The sequence below is a fragment of the Oribacterium sp. HCP3S3_B9 genome (genome assembly GCF_052064255.1).
Taxonomy (GTDB): Bacteria; Bacillota; Clostridia; order Lachnospirales; family Lachnospiraceae; genus Oribacterium.
Genome location: NZ_JBQHVY010000004.1, coordinates 99,798 through 120,686, shown reverse-complemented (window position 1 = coordinate 120,686; position 20,889 = coordinate 99,798). Strand labels below are relative to the sequence as shown.

Below are 20,889 nucleotides of genomic sequence, written 5' to 3'. Positions count from 1 at the left end.
CAGATGGGTAGAGTATCAGGAGGATAAGAAAATGAAATTACGTTCACAGGAAGTACGTACACTGGCTCCGGAGAATGATCCGCTGAAGATGGGTATGGGCTGGAAGGTCGAGGACCTCGGTAAGCCGCAGATCATGGTGGAGAGCACCTTCGGCGACAGCCATCCGGGCAGCGCGCACCTCGATCAGTTCGTGAAGCAGGCGGTGCAGGCTGTCAACGAAAACGGTGGTAAGGCGGCCCGTTACTTCGCAACCGATATGTGTGATGGCATCGCACAGGGCCATGACGGCATCAATTACTCACTCGCACACCGCGATGCGATCACAAACCTCGTGGAGGCACAGGCAAACGCCAGCGTATATGACGGCGGTGTCTTCATCGCAAGCTGTGATAAGTCCATGCCGGCCATGCTGATGAGCATCGGTCGTCTCAAGGACATGAGTGCCATCGTTGTGACCGGTGGTGTTATGGAGGCGCATACCCTTCCGAAGGAGTACGTCGTTAACGATCCTGCCTGCGCGATCAACGAGCTTCTGACCCTCGAGCAGATCGGCAAGTTCGACGCCTGGGAGAAGACCGGCGTGATCCCGAACAGCCAGCTCGATTACTATAAGCACAACGCCTGCCCGAGCTGTGGCGCCTGCTCCTTCATGGGCACCGCCTCCACGATGCAGGTCATGGCAGAGGCCCTCGGGCTGATGCTTCCGGGCACCGCTCTGATGCCAGCCACTGCTCCGGAGCTCCGGCAGGCAGCGTATGATGCTGGCAAGCAGCTTATGGAGCTTGTGAAGAAGGGCATCACCGCAAAGGACATCGTGACGAAGGAGAGCTTCGAGAACGCGATCATGGTCCATGCCGCGATTTCCGGTTCGACCAATGCAACCATGCATCTTCCGGCCATCGCACATGAGTTCGGCATCGAGATCGATGCGGAGACCTTCGACCGTATGCACCGTGGCGCACATTATCTTCTGAACATCCGTCCGTCCGGCGACTGGCCTGCACAGTACTTCTACTATGCAGGTGGCGTGCCACGCGTCATGGAGGAGATCAAGTCGATGCTCCACCTCGACGTCATGACCGTCACCGGCAAGACCCTCGGTGAGAACCTCGAGGAGCTGAAGAAGAACGGCTTCTACGAGCACTGCGATGAGATCCTGAAGGAGAAGACGGCTGGACTGAACCGTGAGGTTACCCGCGAGGATATCATCCACAGCTTCGATAACGCAAAGGGCACCAACGGCAGCATCGCCATCCTCAAGGGGAACCTGGCACCAGAGGGCTGTGTCATCAAGCATACGGCCTGCCCGAAGGAGATGATGAAGGCGACGCTGACCGCGAAGCCATATGACAGTGAGGAAGCCTGCATTGCCGCCGTACTTGACGGTGAAGTGAAGCCGGGCGATGCGATCTTCATCCGCTACGAGGGACCGCGAGGCAGCGGCATGCCGGAGATGTTCTACACCGGTGAGGCGATCTGCGCGGATCCGAAGCTCGCATCCAGTGTCGCACTAATCACGGATGGTCGTTTCTCCGGCGCGAGCCGTGGTCCGGTGATCGGACATGTCAGCCCGGAGGCCGCGGTCGGCGGACCGATCGCCCTCGTGGAGAAGGGCGATCTCATCCAGATCGATGTGGAGCAGCGCCTGCTCGCCATCGTCGGTGTCAAGGGTGAGAAGAAGACGCCGGAAGAGATGGAGGCCATCCTCGCCGAGCGTCGCGCGAAGTGGCAGCCGAAGCCACAGAAGTACACGAAGGGCCTGCTGAAGCTCTATGCTCAGCACGCCGTCAGCCCGATGAAGGGCGCATACATGGAGTGATGTCGCTTCTTAGCAATGCAGACGCGATGCACGCGGTGTAGGTAAGGAGCCGGCGGGATATCCCGCCGGCTTTTCAGCGCCTTTTTTCGCCTTAAGGTATGGAATCCTCGCCGACATGTGATACACTATGTGAAAGTATGGCCAGTCCACACATGAAAAAGATTCTTCCATAGAAAGAACAGGAGACATATATGAAAAAGGCGTTAATTACAGGTATCACAGGTCAGGATGGTTCCTATCTTGCAGAGCTTCTGCTGGAGAAGGGCTACGAGGTGCACGGTATCATCCGTCGTGCGTCGGTTTCCACGACCGAGCGCATCGACCACATCCTCGATCGGCTGATCATCCATGAGGGCGATCTGTCCGACTCCTCCAGCATCATCCGTATCGTGCTTCAGGTGAAGCCGGACGAGATCTATAACCTCGCGGCGCAGTCCCATGTACAGGTGTCCTTCGAGGCTGCCGAGTACACCGGTGACGTCGACGCGCTCGGTGTGCTTCGTATCCTCGAGGCCGTACACACCGCGGGTCTCGATAAGACCTGTCGTGTTTACCAGGCATCCACTTCCGAGCTCTTCGGTAAGGTCGAGGCGGTTCCACAGTCCGAGACGACCCCGTTCCATCCATTTAGCCCGTATGCGGTTGCGAAGCAGTACGGCTTCTGGATGATGCGTCAGTACCGTGACGCCTACGGCATCTTCGCCTGCAACGGCATCCTTTTCAACCACGAGTCTGAGCGCCGCGGTGACAATTTCGTCACTCGTAAGATCACACTCGCAGCCGGTCGTATCGCCTGCGGTCTCCAGGATCACCTCGAGCTCGGCAACCTGGATTCCCTCCGTGACTGGGGTTACGCGAAGGACTACGTCGAGTGCATGTGGCTGATTCTCCAGCAGGACGAGCCGGATGATTACGTCATCGCAACCGGCGTGCAGCACACCGTTCGTGAGTTCACCACGCTTGCATTTGCGCATGATGGCATCGAGCTCGAGTGGCGCGGCGAGGGCATCGACGAGAAGGGCTACGATAAGAAGACCGGTAAGATGCTCGTCAGCGTGAACCCGAAATGGTACCGTCCGACTGACGTCGTAAACCTCTTAGGTGACCCGACGAAGGCAAGAACCAAGCTCGGCTGGAATCCGCAGAAGACCAGCTACGAGGAGCTCTGCCAGATCATGGCCGAGCACGATCTTCAGCTCGCGAAGAAGGAAGCGGGGCTCCAGTAAGATCGGACGCCCATCGATGGCAGGCAGTGCCATCGAAGTGAACAGAGAAACATTGGCATGGGCAGGCGGCGCAGATCGAAACGTCGGCCTGCTCATGTGATTTATATGGAGAAGTATATGGAAAAAGTCCTGATTTTTGGCGCGGGCGGCTTCGTCGGAAGCTACCTCTCGCGCGAGTTTCTCGAGCATGGCTACGCCGTGGTCGGGAGTGATAAGGCCACGCGCGGGCAGCTGCCGCCGGAGGTCGCGTTCCACCCGGCGGATCTTCTGAACGCGGAAGAAGTTGAATCGCTGGTCAATGCTGTCGGCCCGGACGTCGTCATTAACCTCGCCGCCATCAGCAGCGTCGGGGCTTCGTGGGGCATCCCGCAGACGACGATCGAGGTGAACGTGGTCGGTGCGCTCAACATCCTCGAGGCCGCACGAAAGGCAGAGAAGAAGCCGCGCATCCTCTTCGTCGGCTCCAGCGAGGAGTACGTGATCACAGAGCAGGCGATCAATGAGGAAACGGAGCTCAACGCCAGCAACCCGTATGGCATCTCGAAGGTGACGCAGGAAAATTTCGCGGCGCTCTACCGCGCGCACTATGGACTTCAGGTCTACTGCGTGCGTCCGTTTAATCACACCGGCGTCGGCCAGCGCGATTCCTTCGTCCTCCCAAGCTTCTGTAAGCAGGTGGCGGAGATCGAGAAGAGCGGACAGCCAGGTACCATCCAGGTCGGCAATCTCAACATCGAGCGCGACTTCAGCCACGTGAAGGACATCGTCCGCGCATACCGCATGATCGTCGAGCAGGACGACTGCCGCGCCATCTATAACGTCGGCTCCGGCACGGCGTATAACCTGACGGAGCTGCTTCAGTACGTCACGAAGCTCAGCCACCAGTCGATCTCCATCGAAGTCGACCCGGCACGCTTCCGTCCGTCCGACCAGCCGCGCATCTGCTGCGACCACAGCCGCATCACCGAAGAACTCGGCTGGACCCCGGAGTACAGCGTTTACGACGCACTGAAAGAAATGTACGACGCATTTCTAAATGCCTGAGCGCCTGCGATGTACTCCAGGAAATGTACGACGCATTTCTGAATTCCGGAGCACCTGCGACAGGTCATGGAGGAAAAAGCAGGGGGTCCGGACAGGGATGTGTATCGGAACTGAAAATCAAAGATCGAAGTATCCGAAGCCGGCGGGAGATCCCGCCGGCTTCATTTATATATCGAAAAATTCGTGCAACAGGAATTTATTGCCGCACAGATATGGCTGGAGTAAAATGCAGAGTGAATTTTCGCATGGCAGAATTACAAAAATTAGGCAAAATAAACATAAAATCTGCATTTTTTAAACATGCTTTGTAAAAAAATCCTCAAAATTGAGTGAAAACATATTGACAGTCACTATATAACGTTATATGATGACAGTACATTATAAGACGTCTTAAAGCAGTGAAGCACTATGGCAAATTTGGAGGAATAATTATGAAGCAGGAGCACATTGATCAGATCAACAAGGCCGTTGCGGCCGTTGCAGCAAAGAAGCACATTAACCACTTCTATTTCGTAGCATGTGGTGGTTCCCAGGCATTTATGATGCCGGCACAGTTTATGTTTGATAAGGAGCTGGAGACCCCGTCAGGTATCTATACATCGAACCAGTTTGTACATGAAGTGCCGAAGGCATTAGGCGAGGATTCCGTCGTTATTACATGTTCTCATTCGGGAAATACACCAGAGACTGTCAAGGCAACCGAGATGGCAAGATCCATGGGTGCAACGACGATCGCATTATCGAACCTTGTGGATTCTCCACTGTGGAACGCAGCAGAATATCCGATCCACTATGACTGGGGCAAGGATGCAGATGCAAGTGATTTGAATAAGGCTGTATTATATTCTCTGGTTTTCCGTATTCTGGATGCAGTTGCTCCGTGCGATAAGTATAAGGAAGGTATCGCATCTGTAGAGAATATCAATGATGTTCTCGAGAAGGCAAAGGCTCTGTATGCTGATAAGCTGAAGGAGTGGGGCAAGAAGTATAAGAGAGAGAAGATGATTTACACCATGGGCAGCGGCGCTTGCTATGGCGAGACATATTCTTTCGCAATCTGCCTGCTGATGGAGATGCAGTGGATCCACTCGAATTGCATTCACAGTGGTGAGTACTTCCACGGCCCGTTCGAGGTAACTGATTTTGACGTACCATTTATCATCGTGAAGGGCATCGGTTCTACCAGACCGCTGGATGAGAGAGCATACAATTTCTGTAAGAAATATTCTGATTGCATTATGCTGATTGATTGTGAGGACTTCGATATGACCGGCATTGCAGAGAGTGTAAGAGAGTACTTTGCACCACTGGTAGCAGGCGCTGTTCTTCGCTCACTTGCAGATGAGTTTGCATATCAGAGAGGTCATGACCTTGGCGTTCGCCGTTATATGTGGAAGATGGAATACTAATCAGATATAAGGACGAAAGAACGACGGGGGTTCTGACAGGAAGATGAGTCAGGATTTCCGTCGTTCTGTCATAAATACAGATAAGGAGAAAGCGACATATGAAAATGAAGCGTGCTTTTGCTGCACTTATGGCAGCAGTAATGGGACTTTCCTTAGCAGCTTGCGGTAGCAGTTCCGGAACGGATACAACGACGGCAGCCAACGGCGCAGCGGCAACGGATGACGGAAAGGTTGTGATCAATTTCTTCCACCGCTGGCCGAATGATCCGAAGAACTCGATGTTTAAGGAGCTGGTTCAGGAATATATGGATGAGAACCCGAATGTAACCATTAACATGGATTGCATTCTGAATGATCAGTATAAAGAAAAAATCCGTATGATTGTAAGTACAGATGAAGTGCCGGATATTTTCTCTTCCTGGTCAGGAACATTTGCACAGGAGATGATCGCTTCCGGCAATGTTGCCTCATTAAACGATATGTATGAGTCCGATAAGGATTGGTCTTCGCAGATCGCACCGGCGAGTGTTGAAAAATTCACATTTGATGGACAGATCTACGGAGTACCATGGTCACAGGATGGTAAGGTATTCTATTACAACAAGAAGGTTTTTGAAGAGAATAATATCAGTATTCCGACAACCTGGAATGAGTTCATCGCTGTACTGGATCAGCTAAAGGCAGCAGGTTATGAGACTCCGATCATCGCGGGTCTGTCTGATGGCTTCGAGTCCCTGCATTATTTAGGCACGATGAACCAGAGAATGATCGATCCGGAGACGCTGGCGAAGGATTATGATCCTGCAACCGGAGAGTTTACAGATCCTGGTTACACTGAAGTGCTGAAGAAATGGCAGCAGTTAACATCCTATATGGGAGAGACCAGCACCGCGATTAATCATGAGACCGCCAGAAACACCTATTTTGCAACCGGTGAGGCGCCGATCATGTATATGCAGTTTGCAGAGATTCCGATGCTTGAGAAGTCCCTTCCGGATGATTTCGAGTATGGATTCTTTAATTTCCCTGCATTTGAGGATGGCAAGGGCGATCCGAAGGAGCTGACCGGTGCACCGGAAGGCTTCATGATCAGCAATAAGGCGAAGAATCCGGAAGAGTGCCAGAAGTTCTTAAAGTGGCTGGTAAGCAAGAAGGGCGGAGAGGCTCTGACAACACAGTGCGGTGATCTTTCCTCTGTTGCAGGTGCAGTAGATGAGACGAATGCACTGCCGTCACAGTTAGAGGCGATGGATATCATCAAGAACGCAAGCAAGCTCACCCCATGGTTTGATAATGCATGCGATCCTGGCGTATATACCGTATACCAGCAGGTAGCACAGGCGATTGCGACAGGTGATGAAACACCGGAGAGCGGTATGCAGGAAGTACAGCAGGCTGCAGCATCCTTACATTAAAGAAACACGCGGCCCGATGGTCGTAAAATAGTAAATATGAATCCGTTCGAGGCAGGGAATCACCTGCTTCGGGCGTGATGAAAAGATGGGATGGATGATTTTGACGAAGAAGAAAAATTTAGAAGCATTTATTTTTGCAATACCAGCACTCGTGATACTCGGTATCTTTGTGTATTTCCCACTGATTAAAAATATTATCTACAGCTTCCAGTCATTTACACTTTCTTCGGTAACCAAGGAATGGGTAGGACTGGCAAATTATCAGCAGCTTTTTACCGACAAGACTATCCTTGCCTGTCTGAAAAATAATATTCTTTATGCATTAATTTCCATTATCATACAGGTAGGATTCGGCCTCGTTCTGGCGGCAGTGCTGGAGGACGTCGTATTCCAGCGAGTTGCCCCGTTTTTCAGAAGTGTATATTTTATCCCGACGGTTATTTCGATGACCGTTGTGTGTCTGCTATTTAAATTTGTTTATAATCCTCAAATGGGATTGCTGAACAGCTTTTTACAGGCGATTGGACTAGATAATCTCGCGAAAGTCTGGTTGGGAAGCAAAAAAACAGCGATGTATGCAGTCATTGCGGTATCGCAGTGGCAGAGTACCGGATATACGACCATGCTGTTTATCGTGGCGATTCAGAAGATTCCGCATGATTTATATCAGGCTGCTGAGGTTGATGGCGCAAGTAAAATCGAACGGTTTTTCTATATCACCGTTCCGCAGGTAAAGCAGATGTTCTTTGTAACCATGATTTTAACCGTCGTGGGTGCATTTACCGTCTTTAACGAGCCGTATATTTTAACGGGTGGTGGTCCTGGTACCGCAACGATGGTTCTGTCTCTGCACATGTATCAGACGGGATTCATCAAGCAGAATATGGGGTATGCATCCGCGATTGCGATGCTGATCTTCGTGATTACAGCCGTATTATCTTCCGTACAGTTCTTTAGTTATGGAACGGATAAGGAGAATGGCGATGAGTAAAATACAGCAAAATAGAAACAAAATCGGAGTAGGCGAAGTACTATGTTTTGTTGTGCTCTGTATTTTAGCAATCCTGATTATTTATCCTCTGTGCTGGATTCTGATGTCTTCCTTTAAGGACTATCAGGGAATCTATGGAGATGTATGGGGACTTCCGAAAAAATGGCTCTGGGAAAATTACGTAACGGCGTGGAATAAGGGTATTTCCCAGTATTTTGCAAACAGCTTGATCGTTACGATCGCGACTCTGGCAGGCGTAGTATTTGTTTCTTCTTTTGCAGCATTCGGCGTATGTCAGATTAAGGGAAAGCTTGGAAATTTTGTATTTTTATTCTGTCTGTGCGGACTCCTTCTTTCCCCACAGGTATGTCTGCTTCCGCTGTTTATGCTGCTGAAGGCGTTAAAGCTGAAGAACACCCTGGGTGCGATGATTTTACCATACATTGCGTTCCGTCTTCCGGTTTCCATCATGCTGATCCGCTCGTTCTTTATCGGTATTTCAAAAGAAATGGAAGAGGCAGCCATCCTGGACGGAGCAACACTGTTCCAGATTTATAAAGAGATTTATCTGCCGCTTTCGAAGCCGATCATGTCAACTGTGGTCATCATGACGACGTACTATGCATGGAATGAATTCGTTTTTGCGACGATTTTTGTAGACAGTTCAAAACTCAGAACCATTCCGGTAGGTCTGATGGCCTTCAGTGACGGACTCATGACAGAATGGGGCGTTGTTCTGGCTGGTATGGTGATCGCCTGCCTCCCAATCATGATTCTGTTTATCGCGATGCAGAAGAACTTCGTTCGAGGCATGATGGCAGGATCTGTAAAGGGCTGATTTCAAGCAGATAATCGACAGGTTAGTGTGATAAGTAATGGGACAGAGTGCCGGACATGAATATGGAGGTTTGAGAAGATATGAAATTAATCGCAATCGGCGACAATGTAACGGATTGCTATATGGATGAGGGTGTGTATTTTCCAGGCGGCAATGCAGTGAACGTAGCTGTAAACTGTAAGAAAAACGGAGCGGAAAAAGTAAATTACATCGGCGTTTTCGGTGATGACGAGCGTGCAGATTATATTAAGCAGTGCCTGACAGAAGAGGGTGTTACGTATGACCGATCCAGAAAGGTATATGCACATTCGGCTCAGCCGAGAGTGTACCTGAAGGATGGAGACCGTGTGTTTGCAGCAGGCGTTCGTGACAGCTGTCAGCATCTATTCTCGATTAAAATCGTGAAGGAAGATGAGGAAATCATCAAGGAGTATGATATCTGCCATACCAGCTGCTACTCGAACTTAGAGTATGAGCTTCCGGCACTGGCGGAACTCTGCGCAGTTTCCTTCGATTTCTCAGATAAAAAGGATGAGGAGTATCTGAAGAGAACCTGCCCATATGTAAGCTATGCGTTTTTCTCCGGTTCGGACATGACGGAAGAAGAGTGCGAAGCGCTTTTAAAGCATGTGCATACATTCGGAACGAAAATTGTAGGCATTACCAGAGGATCGAAGGGCTCGATGTTCTATGATGGAGAGAAGGTATATCATCAGGGAATCAAAAAAGTAGAAGCCATCGATACCATGGGTGCAGGAGATAGCTTCATCGCCGGTTTCTTAACAGCACATGGTGATGGAAAAACGATGGAAGAGGCACTCGATTATGCGGCAGAGCGTTCTGCGCTTACCTGTACGATTCGTGGCGGTTTCGGACATCCACATCCGATGTGAGTTTTGCAATAATGAACTGTAAGAAGAATGGACTGGTGTTGACATGACAACAGTCCATTTTGATGTATGGAAAGCATGCTGATAGATGATAAATCCATGACTTTCTTTCGTGATTATGTAAAAAGGTAGAGGAGATATACTATGCTTCATATGGATTATCATGTACACTGTAAAAATTCTCCGGATAGCAGTGAGCCACTGGATGAAATCTGTCAAGGTGCAGTGGATGCCGGGCTTACGGAAATCATGGTCACGGATCATTATGAGTTATTCACCGATGATTATGGGCGTGCGGCGTTTGATCCTGCATATCTGGATCAATGTCTGGATTCGGTCATGGAATGCAGAGAAAAGTATAAAGACCGTCTCTATGTGGGTTTTGGAACCGAATTAGGACAGATTCATCTGCAGCAGAAAGCCGCAGACTTCATTACAGCTACCTATCCGTTTGATTTTGTGATTGCGTCCTTTCATAAAATTGACAATTTGGATTTGAAAGGATACGATTACCATAATGTAAGTTGTGATAGCTTAAAAGGGCGATATCTGGAAGGACTACTGAAAATTGCTGAAACGGGAGACTTCGACTGTCTCGGTCATGTGGATCTGATCAAGCGCTATGCTGCCGGACAGGGAATCAGCATTCGCTTAGAGGATGACGAAGAGGCGGTCAGGGAACTGTTCCGGATTTTAGTACGCAGAAATAAAGGGATTGAAATCAATACATCAGGACTTCGACAGGCTGTACATGAACAGTTTCCATCGAATACTCTTATAAAGTGGTACAAGGACGAGGGCGGAACCATCATAACGCTTGGGTCGGATGCACATCGCAGACAGGATGTTGGTGCAGGAATCCAGGAGGCGGAGAAGATACTACAGAGCTTGGGATTTCCTTATATTAGCAGGTTCAAGGAAAGAAGACTATTACAAGAGAAAATAAACTAAGGGAGAGAATAGCCGATGCTGGATCAGAATACGTCAATTCCGTTATACGAACAAATGAAAATTTCAATCAGGAGAGACATTGAAAGAAAAAAATATGCACCGGGAGATCGTATGCCGAGCGAGCCGGAGCTGGAAGAGCAGTACCGTGTCAGTCGAATCACAGTGCGTAGAGCGATCAAAGAGCTGTGCGATGAAAATGTACTGATCAAACGACAGGGGAAGGGAACGTTTGTGATAGGCGAAGAAAACAACGCGGCCAGACTGGATCAGGAAACCTTAGGCTTTCACGAGTCAATTCGACGAAATGGAAAAAGCGCAAGATCGGAAGTTATAAAAAAAGAGATTATCAAGGTTAAAAAGGAGTATGCCGGTGATTTGGAAATCGATCCGGACGATGATGTAATCTTTTTACAGCGGGTCATGTATGCGGATAAAAAGCCGATTATGATTGACAACAGTTATATTCCGCTTAAACGTTTCCCTGGAATTTTCGAAAAATTAACAGAGGATTTTTCGCTAATTGAGATACTGGAGAAGGACTATGGCGTGAAGCCCAAAAAGTATTATCGGGTATTAAAGGTTCGGAAAGCAAATGAAGAGATGAGCCGGCTGCTGAACTGCCAGCTGGGTGATCCTGTCTTTGATCTTTTTAAACTGACCTTTGATACACGTGACAATGCGCAGTATATCTCCATATCGTTACTGAATGGAGCAGATACATACTATGTGATGTCCAATGATGCCGGAAATGAAATCAAGCATAGTGGCTTAAGATGGAAAGTATAGATTCACCGATTTAAAGTGGCCTCCGTTTAGGAGGCTGCTTTTTGTTACTGGTGCGAAAACTTCGGGCTAAGCCCCAGGGAAATGCGAAGTATATATTCACTATAAAACATGTTAAAATGTACATAAGTATGTCCGGTGCAGGGACAGAGAGCTATACGGCTGCGCCGATGGGGGACGTGATGAGGTCTGGAATTCGTAATTTCATTATGAAAAACTGTTTTTTATATAAGCGCAGTACTCTAAAATATCATACGCGAACATTTTTTACACTGCTGCTCTGTATGTCGCTGTTGCTCACGCTGAGCGCGGGCGCGCCGCCGGTCTATGCAGAGCAGACGAGCGCTGCGACCGCAGCGCCGGCATCCGGCACCGAAACATCGCCGCCGCCCACGCCGCCGGCATGAACGGCCACCTCGCGAAGCCGATCGACATGGACGAAGTCGTGAAGGTCATCTGCCGCGTTTTAACGGGCTCTGACCCTATGAAGAAAAACTTGCAGAATTCTTAAGCCGGTCGAAAGGGGGTCAGACCCCTCTCGGATTCAGGTAGGCATCCTCGTAACGTCTTAAGCCGGTCGCAAGGGTGGTCAGACCCCCTTGCGAAACGGGGCGGTTTGACTGGACGTGCAAAATCTGAAAAAATCAGTTCCGTTTCAGCTTTTTCTGCGCTATAATATACAGCTGTAGCGGGGACATAGCTCAGTTGGGAGAGCGTTGCGTTCGCAACGCAAAGGTCGCGGGTTCGAATCCCGTTGTCTCCATAGAGTGGATCGTATTCGAAGCATCGGATACGATCCTTTTTTATGCCAAGGTTTCCCCCTCCGCATCATCACTCTGCGCCCGCCCATCTGAAAAGGACCCTCCATAAAGGAGAGCCCTTCACCTCTGCGCCAGTCGCTTCACTTCACATCACTTCTGCAGTATCTGCTTTTCGTTCTCCTGCACGCGCCGCTCGAGCGCTGTATACTGCCGGAGCTCGTCCTCTGTAAATCCCCGGAACTTCGCCTGCTCGTAGTCGCGCTCCGCGACCGCGATATCCTGAAGCACAGCATCCGCCGCCGGCAGCAGCTCGAGACGGATCTTCCGCGGCGCGCGTTTTTTCTTCGTCATTCCGTCCGCGTCTGCATCCTGTGCCTCGCCCCGCTTTCCGAAAAGACCAGTCGCCTCGGCTATTTCCGCCGCGTCACGTCGTTTTCTCGGTACGTCGACCACTTCGAGCATCCCGCGTGTGACCAGCTTCTGCAGCGCGGCGCGCAGCTCCCCGCGGCTCATATGCATCAGCTCAGCGAGATCCTTCCGGCTCAGCGCCTTTCCCGCATCCTTCCCGTCAGCCGCCTTCCAGTCATCCTTCCGGCTCAGCGCCTTTCCGGCATCCTTTCGATCAGTCGCCTCCACGGCATCTTCCCGCGCCGGCATCTGCGCTTCAGCCCCTCGAGCGAGCGCCTTTCCCGCGTCCTTCCGATACAGCAGCAGCGACAGTTCCGCCATCGTCATATCATACTTCAGCGCCACCGACTCGAGATAGCGCTCGAGCAGCTTCCGGTCCCGGTACTTCTCCACGATGATCCCATCCTCCGAAATCACCTCCTGCAGCGCCTGGCTCCGCTCCTCACCGAGCTTCTGCGTCCCCGGAATCGTCGCCGGGAACACGAAACCATCCTTCGCCGCATCCACCAGAAAATGATAGACCTGCAGCCGCTTCCGCTCATACGCCTCCTCATCCAGCACATGCTTGAAGAAGTCGTTGTAGCACTCGAACATCGCGAGCTTCATCTCCACCGTCCGCGCGAAGCTGATCTTCTGATTCACCAGTGAGCCCTTCGTCTTCACATAATAGTAGACCGGCGTCCGCAGCGCATAGAACGTCGTCGCATAGCGCACATACTCGAGATTAAACAGAAAATCCTCGCACCAGCTGAGCTTCGCATCCATCCGGATCCCGTGCGCCTCCACGAGCGAGCGCCGGTACAGCTTATTCCACAGCACCCCATAGTAGTAGTCCGCCGGGTTCTCCATCATGAAGCCCACGAACGCCTCGCGCCCGATCACCTGGTCAGTGTCAATGTCTCCTTTCCGCGACACCATCTTTCCGACGACACGATAGAAGTCCGCGATCACCAGATCGCAGCCCGTCTCCTCGGCTGCCCGCACCATCAGCTTCGTCGCATCCGCTGTCAGCCAGTCATCACTGTCCACAAACTGCAGAAACGTCCCCCGCGCCCGCGCGATCGCCTGGTTTCGCGTATCCGACACCCCCGAATTCTCCTTATGCACGACCACCACGCGCGCATCCGCCCGCGCATACCCGTCGCAGATCTCCCCGGACCGATCCTTACTTCCATCATCCATGAGGATCAGCTCGAAATCCCGAAACTCCTGATTCAGAATACTGTCCACACAGCGCGCGAGACTCTTCTCCGTGTTATACACCGGCACGATGATACTGACCTTCGGCTCCATAGGCACCTCCATCAAAAAACTACTTCTAGTTGTACCATAAAACCCTCCCGCTGACACTCGTATATTTCTGCTCACTTTCCCTAGGCTCATGCCTCCGTCCTCCACCTCCTTACGTCGCGCTCACTCATCCGCGCCCGCCACCTTTCTTATGCCAATGCCTCCGCCCTCGATCTACTCACTCCGCACCCTCCACCTTCTTTCGCCTCCTCGCGCCGCGCGGAAGCACGGATTCCCTCATGAAAGTGTAATGAAGTATCATTTATTCGCTCATGAAAGTGGCAGAGCACAAGAAAAACCGCTTAACTCAGATGTCGTATTTCTAACAAAGTCCTGGCGCTAAAAAACAGATGAACGTGTTAAACAGAAAAATGATCGGTGAAATCACAAATTGTGACTTCATCGATCATTTAAGATACGCTCTTTTTCCAAACCACTTCTGGCTGGCGATGATTCTTTATACAATCGCACAGATACAGATTGATCAGTGTCTGATATGGGATGCCGATGGCAGCCGACTGATCCTTGAAATAGGCCACGACTTTCTCATCCAGATTAATGGTTACCTGCTTCTTAAGCGATTTTGCATACGGATTTTTTGCCGCCTTACTAAAATCAAACTCTTTCTCTAAAAACTCATCTCTTTCGTTCGTCATTCCCTACTCCTTTCATAGCCTGCTCTTTCAGTTGTCGTAGCCTTTCTGGACGAAATAATACGAAAGCCCTCCTATAATTATAGTGTAATTATACGTCAACCAGAAACGGATCGCTTTTTTGAAACCAAAATGCATTATTGCGAAGTATATGGGCGAATCTGCATCTCCGCAGACCATGGTTTTGACTGTGCAAAAAGTTTTCAAAATTTGCGCTTGACGATTTGGCAAGTCAGAAATAGAATTATATTAGGCTGAGTAATGAAGCTTGGCAAAAGGAGGGAAGATTATGGGCAAGGAGTTGGGAGAACGAATATATGAAATGTTGCAGAAACAGGGACTTCAGCAAAAGGAACTGGCAGAACGAATCGGTATCACGGAAACTGCTATGTCACGTTATATTTCCGGAACGAGAGAACCTAAACCTGATGTGATTGCTAATATGGCAACTGCATTGCACACAACATCAGATTATCTCCTGGGAATTGAGAATGATGAGTTCAATTATCATCATGTTCGCCGTATGATCGCAAGAAATGCTTCTTCTATGACGGATCAGGAAAAGAAAGCTCTGATTGAAGCACTGTTCGGGGAGGCGTAAGGATTGCCAATCAAAATATCGAATCAAAGATACGAAGAAATCAAGCGTATCGTCGTAAGAATGTTTGTAAAATACGGAGTATCTTGCGTGCCAATTAACGGTTTTGAAATCGCACATAAGATGGGGATTAAAGTTATTCCTTACTCAGCCATCGCTCCAAGTAAGCGTTGGCTTCTTATTAAAAAAAGCGAGGATGGCTTTTCGGTAGAAATGGATAACGGTCAGTGGTACATATTCTATAACGACGAGAAAGATTATGGGCGTGTAAATCATACCATTATGCACGAGCTCGGTCACATTGTTCTTGACCACACGGAGGATAGTGAGTTGGCAGAAAAAGAAGTGAAATTTTTTGCCAAATATGCACTTGCGCCACCCGTTCTTATTCATAAGCTCAAACTGGATGATCCGGAAAGCATAGCACAGATATTTGAAATAAGTTATGAAGCTGCATGTTATGCTTACTTCCATTGGTGAAAAAGCAGGCACTCGATGTGGATAATCTGGCGCTGATAGCGTGTTCTGATACGAAATCAAACGATTCATCTGTGAATACGCAGAAAGGAGTTCATTTTTTTGTAGACGATTACCGATTCAATGGAATCTATAACAATCCAGAAAAAACTTTGGCAAAATACGCTCAATACTCATTTCTTCTTACGCCAGATTTTTCAACGTATGCGGACATGAACTTGTGGCGCCAGATGGAAAGCGTTGCAAAAAACAGATGGTGCGGAGCTTATTGGCAGAGCAAAGGTTTAATAGTTGTGCCGACAATCAGCTGGAGCACACCAAGTAGTTATGATTTCTGCTTTGATGGTGTGGAGAAAAACGCTATCGTTGCTATTGGGATGATCGGCTGTAAGCATGATCGCCTTAACTTCATGTGTGGATATTATGCTATGTTAGAAAGGATTCATCCCGAAACCATTATCTGCTTTGGAACGCCGTTTCCAGAGATGAAGGGAAATATTGTCACCGTAGACTATAGTACTTCACGGAAGGTGGTGCGTTGATATGGGTGGACGTGGATCTTTTGCGGCTGGAAATAAAGTTCCTTATAGCTATAAAACCATCGGAACGATTGATGGAGTTAAAGTATTAGAGGGTATTTCGGGTAAACATGGTTTGCCTGAAGAAGCGCATTCAAGTGTGGCTTATATCAAGCTTAAGCCAGATGGAACATTCCATGAAATGCGATTTTATAATGAGTATCATTATTTAACAACGGAGATTGCATATCATCCTGAGCCGAATTTGAATAATGGAAATCGTACCGAAAGTATTCTTCATGTACATGAGTATCCACAGCAAAATAATTTTCTGGTACGCCCGGCGCATCGAATTACAAAACAGGAATACCAAAAATATAAGCGATTCTTTAAGGGGGTGCCTGAAATTGAAAAATGGTAATGTTCGTGAGTTTGTTGATCATATTTACTACGGAGATGAACTTTGGTTCCTATATGAAGGGAAAAAATACTTCCTGGAAGGGTGGATGAACGACGGCAGACTTGATTTGTGCTTATACGAAATGGCAGACAATGGAGAAAAGTACATTTGGAAGGGGAGTGCAACGCAGTATCCGGTTGAAGCGTTTTTAGAAGCCAGAATCTGGAACGGAAAATCTTTCTGGGATGCCGAGCAGGATATGGAATGGGTAGATGCTTAAATAGTAATCTGTGATAATATGGATAATCGACTTCATATTTACCTCTATAGCGAGTATTAAGCCTGTCGTGGCAGAAAAATAATTTGAGGTCACAAATTATGCCCTCAGATTATTTTTCTTTTGAGGTTCCAGTCTGGAACCTCAAAGATGTTTGATTAAAGATAGATTTGAAGGCGCATACAGTTGAAGCAGTGAAGTCACAAATTGCGACTTCACAGAATTCCATTTTTCACTCTGACCAGGAAGGTGGTCGCAGGAAACAGGAGGATAAAGCATGGTAGGAAAATATAAAGTTATTACGCTCTGCGGCAGCACCCGCTTCAAAGAGCAGTTCATGGAGGCCCAGAAGCGGCTGACGCTCGAAGGCAATATTGTCATCAGCGTCGGCCTCTTCGGCCACGCCGGGGACCAGGAAGTCTGGGACGGCATGGACGAGGGCACCCTCTCGAAAACGAAGGAAATGCTCGACGACATGCACAAACGGAAAATCGACATGGCCGACGAAATCTACGTCATCAACGTCGGCGGCTACATCGGCGACAGCACCCGCTCGGAAATCCAGTACGCCGAAGAGCACGGGAAAACCATCCGGTACTATCAGGAAGTATAATCAGATAGCTTGCGGAATGTAAAAAATTTTGTCGCAGAACCGCGATATGATCATAGTGCAGAAGAGCATCTGCGTCAGATAGACAGGAGGAACGGATTATGAATACACAGCAGATCATCGGCTTTCACAACCCGGATGAGGAATACGGATATTTGAGTAACTGGTATCGGTCGGATTTCGAAAAGGACGGCATCCGGTTCTCTTCTATGGAGCAGTACATGATGTACCAGAAGGCGCGCTGCTTCCGGGACGAGAAGGTCGCCGCAGAAATCCTGAAAAACCGATGACGTCGGCCGCATCAAGGAACTGGGCCGCCAGGTTTCAAACTATGATGAAAGCAGATGGAACGGCATGCGCCAGATCCTCGTATACGAAGGCCTCCTCGCGAAGTTCGAGCAGAACGAAGACCTGAAGGTCCAGCTCAAATCCACCGGCGATTCCATCCTCGCAGAGTGCGCCGTCAAGGACCGCATCTGGGGCATCGGCTTATCGATGAAGGACCCGGACCGGCTCGACGTGAAAAAGTGGCGCGGAACGAACCTGCTGGGATACGCACTCATGATCGCAAGAGAACGGGTGTGAAGGGCGAAAATCCAGATACCAATATAAATACGTATTTGACGATGTATAGATATGAATAAATGCAGATCAAAATGCGCAGAATATGAGCACTTATAGGTATTTAATCAACACTATATAAAAATACGTCTATTATTTTGGAGAGATGCTGGATGGTAAAATTGATATTTGTAGGGGATGAATAGATGGCTAAACTTATAGAGATAACTGGAAAAGCATTATCTGGAGAGTGGGGGACTGATGATAAAACTGGAGATGGAATACCGGTACTCAGAACTACAAACTTTACAAACGAGGGCGTAGTCGACTACCACAATGTTGTCACAAGGACAATCGCTAAGAAAAATATTGAAGAGAAGTATCTTCGTTTAGGGGATATTATCATTGAAAAATCCGGTGGAAGCGATAAGCAGCCCGTTGGAAGAGTGATATATTTTGATGGGCTGGAAAATACATATCTGTTTAACAATTTTACCGGACTATTAAGAGTGAAGGAACCAAATCTTTGGTTCCCTAAATATGTGTTTTATTCTCTATATGGTAATTATCGAAGAGGTGGAACAAGACCATTTGAAAATAAGACGACGGGTCTTCATAACTTAAAAATAGATGATTATGTTTCAAGATATGAAGTACAAGATAATTCTTTTGAAAGGCAAATTGAGATAAGTGCTCATCTGGATAAATTGTATTCAATAATTAAGATGAGAGAGGAAGAGCTAATTAAATTTGACGAACTCGTTAAGGCCCGATTTGTCGAGATGTTCGGAGATGAAACGAACCCGTATAACTGGCCTGTGGTTAATGTTGAAGAGGTTGCAAATGTATCTGTTGGAGTAGTCATCAAACCAGCTCAGTATTATACAAATGCAGAGCATGGGGTAAAGGCTTTTCGGTCGCTTAACATTGGACCAATGACAATCAAAGATGGTGACTGGGTGTACTTCTCCCGTGAAGGAAATGTTAAGAATGCAAAATCACAACTGAAAGAAAATGACCTATTGATAGTCCGGTCTGGAGCTCCGGGGACAGCATGTGTGGTGCCGAAACAGTATGAGGGCTGCAATGCTATAGATATTATCATCGCAAGGCCAAATACAGAACGAATTAACCCGTATTATCTTTGTACATACACCAACATGCCTCATGGCAAGAGACAGATTGAAGAGGGAACCGGAGGTGCAGCGCAACAGCACTTCAATGTTGGAAAATACAACAAGCTCCGGCTTATGCTCCCACCAATGGACCTTCAAAAAGAGTTTGTAGAGTTTGTTGCTCATGTCGACAAATCAAAAGCTGCAGTACAGAAGTCTCTAGATGAAACGCAGGTGTTATTCGATTCGTTAATGCAGAAATATTTTGGATAAAATACGGGTATCAGTGGAGTTGGGACAGATTGGTCGGTGATTTACCTCCTTTATGAAGGAGGATGCGAATATATGTCTGACTTTGATAAGTACATGCTGAAATTGGCAGAAAACGAGGTGGAGTGACCATGGAACGCTGGGAGAATGAGCAGAACATTTCTGAAATGATGATTTATACCACAGAGGATGGCTTGACAAAGATCGAAACGACCTTCGATGGAGATACCGTTTGGCTTTCCATTGACCAGATGGCGGAGCTGTTTCAGAGAGACAAATCTACCATTTCCAGACATATCAAGAATATTTTCGCTGAGGGCGAATTGAAGCGAGAAGCAGTTGTTGCAAATTTTGCAACAACTGCCGCTGACGGTAAGACCTATCAGGTGGATTACTATAATTAGATGTCAAGAACTACCTGAATGAGAAAGAACTTCGGGCGATGGGACAGCTTGTGTCTGGCTATCTGGATTTTGCAGAACGGCAGGCAGAACGGGTTATGACTATGCAGGACTGACCGAGGATATTTATTTGCAAATACAGGTATCAGTGGAGTTGAGGTAGATTGGTCGGTGATTTACCTCCTTTATGAAGGAGATAAATCCATGGAAGAGAAGATTGTTGTTATCATCAACGCGATGGCGGAAGTGCTGAATGCATCACAGCTTCGGAAATTGCAGGAAGTGCTGTTAAAGGAGCTGGCTGCCAATGAAGCTGTTCAGCAGACCACGTCAAATGAAGAGTATCTCCAGATGTTCCTGAATGCGAAAAAGATTGAGGGCTGCTCCGAAAGGACGGTCCAGTATTACCAGGTGACAATCAAGCATTTTCTTCGTGCGATTGAAACAAAAGTTCAGAAGATATCTACCGAAGAGATACGACAGTATCTGGTGGATTATCAGGGCATAAATGACTGCAGCAAGACGACCGTCGACAACATTCGACGAAACATATCGAGCTTCTTCTCCTGGCTGGAGGAGGAAGACTATATTTTGAAAAGTCCGATGCGGCGTATCCATAAAATCAAGGCAACGAAAATCGTGAAGACCATCATTTCGGATGAGGATATCGAAAAGCTCAGGGGCTGCTGTCAGCATGCAAGAGACCTGGCCATCATCGATCTTCTGTATTCGACGGGAATTCGAGTCGGCGAGTTGGTGCGTCTGAATCGAAAGGATATCAATTTTAATGACCGGGAGTGTATCGTTCTCGGTAAAGGTGATAAGGAACGAAAGGTTTATTTCGATGCGAAGGCAAAGATTCATCTGCAGGAGTATCTGGCGATGCGCTCAGATAATAATGAGGCACTGCTGGTGACACTGGATGCGCCGCATGTTCGATTGAAAATCAGCGGCGTGGAGATACGACTCCGAAACCTCGGAAAGAAGGCAAAGGTGGAGCGGATTCACCCGCATAAGTTCCGAAGAACGATGGCCACCAGAGCCATCGACAAGGGAATGCTGGTGGAGCAGGTGCAGAAGCTTCTAGGGCATTCGCAGATTGATACGACCATGCAATACGCAATCGTAAATCAGAGTAACGTAAAGGAATCGCATCGTAAATACATCGCGTAGAAAGGGGAGCA

The 20,889-nt window shown here is 48.4% G+C and carries 22 protein-coding genes, 1 tRNA gene and 2 pseudogenes; 23 read left to right on the top strand and 2 right to left on the bottom strand.

What is annotated here, in order from left to right:
• The first annotated feature begins 31 nt into the window (after positions 1-31).
• From ilvD to ACTNC3_RS04135, 12 genes are all read left to right on the top strand, one after another.
• On the top strand, positions 32-1,819 hold the full coding sequence (gene ilvD / locus ACTNC3_RS04190; protein WP_410043092.1) for a dihydroxy-acid dehydratase: 1,788 nt from the start codon (positions 32-34) through the stop codon (positions 1,817-1,819).
• A gap of 191 nt (positions 1,820-2,010) precedes the next feature.
• A complete protein-coding gene (gene gmd / locus ACTNC3_RS04185) occupies positions 2,011-3,045 on the top strand; it encodes a GDP-mannose 4,6-dehydratase (RefSeq protein WP_410043091.1) in 1,035 nt (344 codons plus the stop codon).
• Between the two features lie 117 nt (positions 3,046-3,162).
• Positions 3,163-4,089 (top strand): GDP-mannose 4,6-dehydratase, encoded by a 927-nt coding sequence (locus ACTNC3_RS04180; RefSeq protein WP_441226562.1) that lies wholly within the window; start codon positions 3,163-3,165, stop codon positions 4,087-4,089.
• A gap of 431 nt (positions 4,090-4,520) precedes the next feature.
• Complete coding sequence (locus ACTNC3_RS04175; protein ID WP_441226561.1) at positions 4,521-5,498, top strand: SIS domain-containing protein; 978 nt, start codon at positions 4,521-4,523, stop codon at positions 5,496-5,498.
• Between the two features lie 98 nt (positions 5,499-5,596).
• Positions 5,597-6,913 (top strand): ABC transporter substrate-binding protein, encoded by a 1,317-nt coding sequence (locus ACTNC3_RS04170; protein ID WP_441226560.1) that lies wholly within the window; start codon positions 5,597-5,599, stop codon positions 6,911-6,913.
• A 100-nt stretch (positions 6,914-7,013) separates the two neighbouring features.
• Entirely contained in the window at positions 7,014-7,904 is an 891-nt protein-coding gene (locus tag ACTNC3_RS04165) for a carbohydrate ABC transporter permease (RefSeq protein ID WP_410043087.1), read from the top strand.
• Positions 7,897-8,742, top strand: coding sequence for a carbohydrate ABC transporter permease (locus ACTNC3_RS04160; protein ID WP_441226559.1), 846 nt, complete (start codon positions 7,897-7,899; stop codon positions 8,740-8,742). Before ACTNC3_RS04165 ends, ACTNC3_RS04160 begins: the two co-directional genes overlap by 8 nt.
• Positions 8,743-8,822: 80 nt before the next feature.
• On the top strand, positions 8,823-9,635 hold the full coding sequence (locus ACTNC3_RS04155; protein WP_410043085.1) for a PfkB family carbohydrate kinase: 813 nt from the start codon (positions 8,823-8,825) through the stop codon (positions 9,633-9,635).
• Positions 9,636-9,776: 141 nt separating this feature from the next.
• Positions 9,777-10,583: a histidinol-phosphatase HisJ family protein gene (locus ACTNC3_RS04150; RefSeq protein WP_410043084.1), complete on the top strand. Its 807-nt coding sequence runs from the start codon at positions 9,777-9,779 to the stop codon at positions 10,581-10,583.
• 15 nt (positions 10,584-10,598) lie between these two features.
• Positions 10,599-11,369 carry a GntR family transcriptional regulator gene (locus ACTNC3_RS04145; RefSeq protein ID WP_410043083.1) on the top strand — a complete coding sequence of 257 codons (771 nt, stop codon included), beginning with the start codon at positions 10,599-10,601 and terminating at the stop codon, positions 11,367-11,369.
• Positions 11,370-11,410: 41 nt separating this feature from the next.
• Complete coding sequence (locus tag ACTNC3_RS04140; protein ID WP_441226558.1) at positions 11,411-11,773, top strand: hypothetical protein; 363 nt, start codon at positions 11,411-11,413, stop codon at positions 11,771-11,773.
• Between the two features lie 283 nt (positions 11,774-12,056).
• Positions 12,057-12,129: transfer RNA gene (locus ACTNC3_RS04135), tRNA-Ala, on the top strand.
• A gap of 148 nt (positions 12,130-12,277) precedes the next feature.
• Here the strand turns inward: ACTNC3_RS04135 and ACTNC3_RS04130 are convergent.
• On the bottom strand, positions 12,278-13,828 hold the full coding sequence (locus tag ACTNC3_RS04130; protein WP_441226557.1) for a glycosyltransferase: 1,551 nt from the start codon (positions 13,826-13,828) through the stop codon (positions 12,278-12,280).
• A gap of 407 nt (positions 13,829-14,235) precedes the next feature.
• On the bottom strand, positions 14,236-14,481 hold the full coding sequence (locus ACTNC3_RS04125; RefSeq protein ID WP_441226556.1) for a BrnA antitoxin family protein: 246 nt from the start codon (positions 14,479-14,481) through the stop codon (positions 14,236-14,238).
• A gap of 286 nt (positions 14,482-14,767) precedes the next feature.
• Here ACTNC3_RS04125 and ACTNC3_RS04120 point away from each other — a divergent pair, with 286 nt between their 5' ends.
• The 11 genes and pseudogenes from ACTNC3_RS04120 to xerA all read left to right on the top strand — a co-directional run bounded on the left by ACTNC3_RS04120 (position 14,768) and on the right by xerA (position 20,878).
• Positions 14,768-15,079: a helix-turn-helix domain-containing protein gene (locus tag ACTNC3_RS04120; RefSeq protein WP_441226555.1), complete on the top strand. Its 312-nt coding sequence runs from the start codon at positions 14,768-14,770 to the stop codon at positions 15,077-15,079.
• A gap of 3 nt (positions 15,080-15,082) precedes the next feature.
• Positions 15,083-15,556, top strand: coding sequence for an ImmA/IrrE family metallo-endopeptidase (locus ACTNC3_RS04115; protein WP_441226554.1), 474 nt, complete (start codon positions 15,083-15,085; stop codon positions 15,554-15,556).
• 17 nt (positions 15,557-15,573) lie between these two features.
• Positions 15,574-16,095, top strand: coding sequence for a DUF4417 domain-containing protein (locus tag ACTNC3_RS04110; protein WP_441226553.1), 522 nt, complete (start codon positions 15,574-15,576; stop codon positions 16,093-16,095).
• 1 nt (position 16,096) lies between these two features.
• Positions 16,097-16,492 (top strand): hypothetical protein, encoded by a 396-nt coding sequence (locus ACTNC3_RS04105; RefSeq protein ID WP_441226552.1) that lies wholly within the window; start codon positions 16,097-16,099, stop codon positions 16,490-16,492.
• A complete protein-coding gene (locus ACTNC3_RS04100; protein WP_441226551.1) occupies positions 16,479-16,751 on the top strand; it encodes a hypothetical protein in 273 nt (90 codons plus the stop codon). The genes ACTNC3_RS04105 and ACTNC3_RS04100 overlap by 14 nt, the downstream gene beginning before the upstream one ends.
• A 274-nt stretch (positions 16,752-17,025) precedes the next feature.
• On the top strand, positions 17,026-17,361 hold the full coding sequence (locus ACTNC3_RS04095) for a hypothetical protein (RefSeq protein ID WP_441226550.1): 336 nt from the start codon (positions 17,026-17,028) through the stop codon (positions 17,359-17,361).
• A 98-nt stretch (positions 17,362-17,459) separates the two neighbouring features.
• Positions 17,460-17,943, top strand: a pseudogene (locus ACTNC3_RS04090) (NADAR family protein).
• A gap of 182 nt (positions 17,944-18,125) precedes the next feature.
• Positions 18,126-19,307 carry a restriction endonuclease subunit S gene (locus tag ACTNC3_RS04085; RefSeq protein WP_441226549.1) on the top strand — a complete coding sequence of 394 codons (1,182 nt, stop codon included), beginning with the start codon at positions 18,126-18,128 and terminating at the stop codon, positions 19,305-19,307.
• Positions 19,308-19,435: 128 nt separating this feature from the next.
• Positions 19,436-19,705 (top strand): annotated as a pseudogene (locus ACTNC3_RS04080) (virulence RhuM family protein); the annotation flags it as partial.
• A gap of 17 nt (positions 19,706-19,722) precedes the next feature.
• A complete protein-coding gene (locus ACTNC3_RS04075) occupies positions 19,723-19,821 on the top strand; it encodes a hypothetical protein (protein ID WP_441226578.1) in 99 nt (32 codons plus the stop codon).
• An 88-nt stretch (positions 19,822-19,909) separates the two neighbouring features.
• Entirely contained in the window at positions 19,910-20,878 is a 969-nt protein-coding gene (xerA, locus tag ACTNC3_RS04070; protein ID WP_441226548.1) for a site-specific tyrosine recombinase/integron integrase, read from the top strand.
• The last annotated feature ends 11 nt before the right edge of the window (positions 20,879-20,889 follow it).

What these genes read in the sequence shown, in the direction of transcription:
- ACTNC3_RS04175 (WP_441226561.1), top strand. Translation starts at nt 4,521, where the DNA reads ATGAAGCAGGAGCACATTGATCAGATCAACAAGGCCGTTGCGGCCGTT.
- ACTNC3_RS04150 (WP_410043084.1), top strand. Translation starts at nt 9,777, where the DNA reads ATGCTTCATATGGATTATCATGTACACTGTAAAAATTCTCCGGATAGC.
- ACTNC3_RS04120 (WP_441226555.1), top strand. Translation starts at nt 14,768, where the DNA reads ATGGGCAAGGAGTTGGGAGAACGAATATATGAAATGTTGCAGAAACAG.
- ACTNC3_RS04125 (WP_441226556.1), bottom strand. Translation starts at nt 14,481, where the DNA reads ATGACGAACGAAAGAGATGAGTTTTTAGAGAAAGAGTTTGATTTTAGT.
- ACTNC3_RS04130 (WP_441226557.1), bottom strand. Translation starts at nt 13,828, where the DNA reads ATGGAGCCGAAGGTCAGTATCATCGTGCCGGTGTATAACACGGAGAAG.
- ACTNC3_RS04170 (WP_441226560.1), top strand. Translation starts at nt 5,597, where the DNA reads ATGAAAATGAAGCGTGCTTTTGCTGCACTTATGGCAGCAGTAATGGGA.
- ACTNC3_RS04085 (WP_441226549.1), top strand. Translation starts at nt 18,126, where the DNA reads ATGGCTAAACTTATAGAGATAACTGGAAAAGCATTATCTGGAGAGTGG.
- ACTNC3_RS04105 (WP_441226552.1), top strand. Translation starts at nt 16,097, where the DNA reads ATGGGTGGACGTGGATCTTTTGCGGCTGGAAATAAAGTTCCTTATAGC.
- ACTNC3_RS04160 (WP_441226559.1), top strand. Translation starts at nt 7,897, where the DNA reads ATGAGTAAAATACAGCAAAATAGAAACAAAATCGGAGTAGGCGAAGTA.
- ACTNC3_RS04180 (WP_441226562.1), top strand. Translation starts at nt 3,163, where the DNA reads ATGGAAAAAGTCCTGATTTTTGGCGCGGGCGGCTTCGTCGGAAGCTAC.
- gmd (WP_410043091.1), top strand. Translation starts at nt 2,011, where the DNA reads ATGAAAAAGGCGTTAATTACAGGTATCACAGGTCAGGATGGTTCCTAT.
- ACTNC3_RS04095 (WP_441226550.1), top strand. Translation starts at nt 17,026, where the DNA reads ATGGTAGGAAAATATAAAGTTATTACGCTCTGCGGCAGCACCCGCTTC.
- xerA (WP_441226548.1), top strand. Translation starts at nt 19,910, where the DNA reads ATGGAAGAGAAGATTGTTGTTATCATCAACGCGATGGCGGAAGTGCTG.
- ACTNC3_RS04145 (WP_410043083.1), top strand. Translation starts at nt 10,599, where the DNA reads ATGCTGGATCAGAATACGTCAATTCCGTTATACGAACAAATGAAAATT.
- ACTNC3_RS04155 (WP_410043085.1), top strand. Translation starts at nt 8,823, where the DNA reads ATGAAATTAATCGCAATCGGCGACAATGTAACGGATTGCTATATGGAT.
- ilvD (WP_410043092.1), top strand. Translation starts at nt 32, where the DNA reads ATGAAATTACGTTCACAGGAAGTACGTACACTGGCTCCGGAGAATGAT.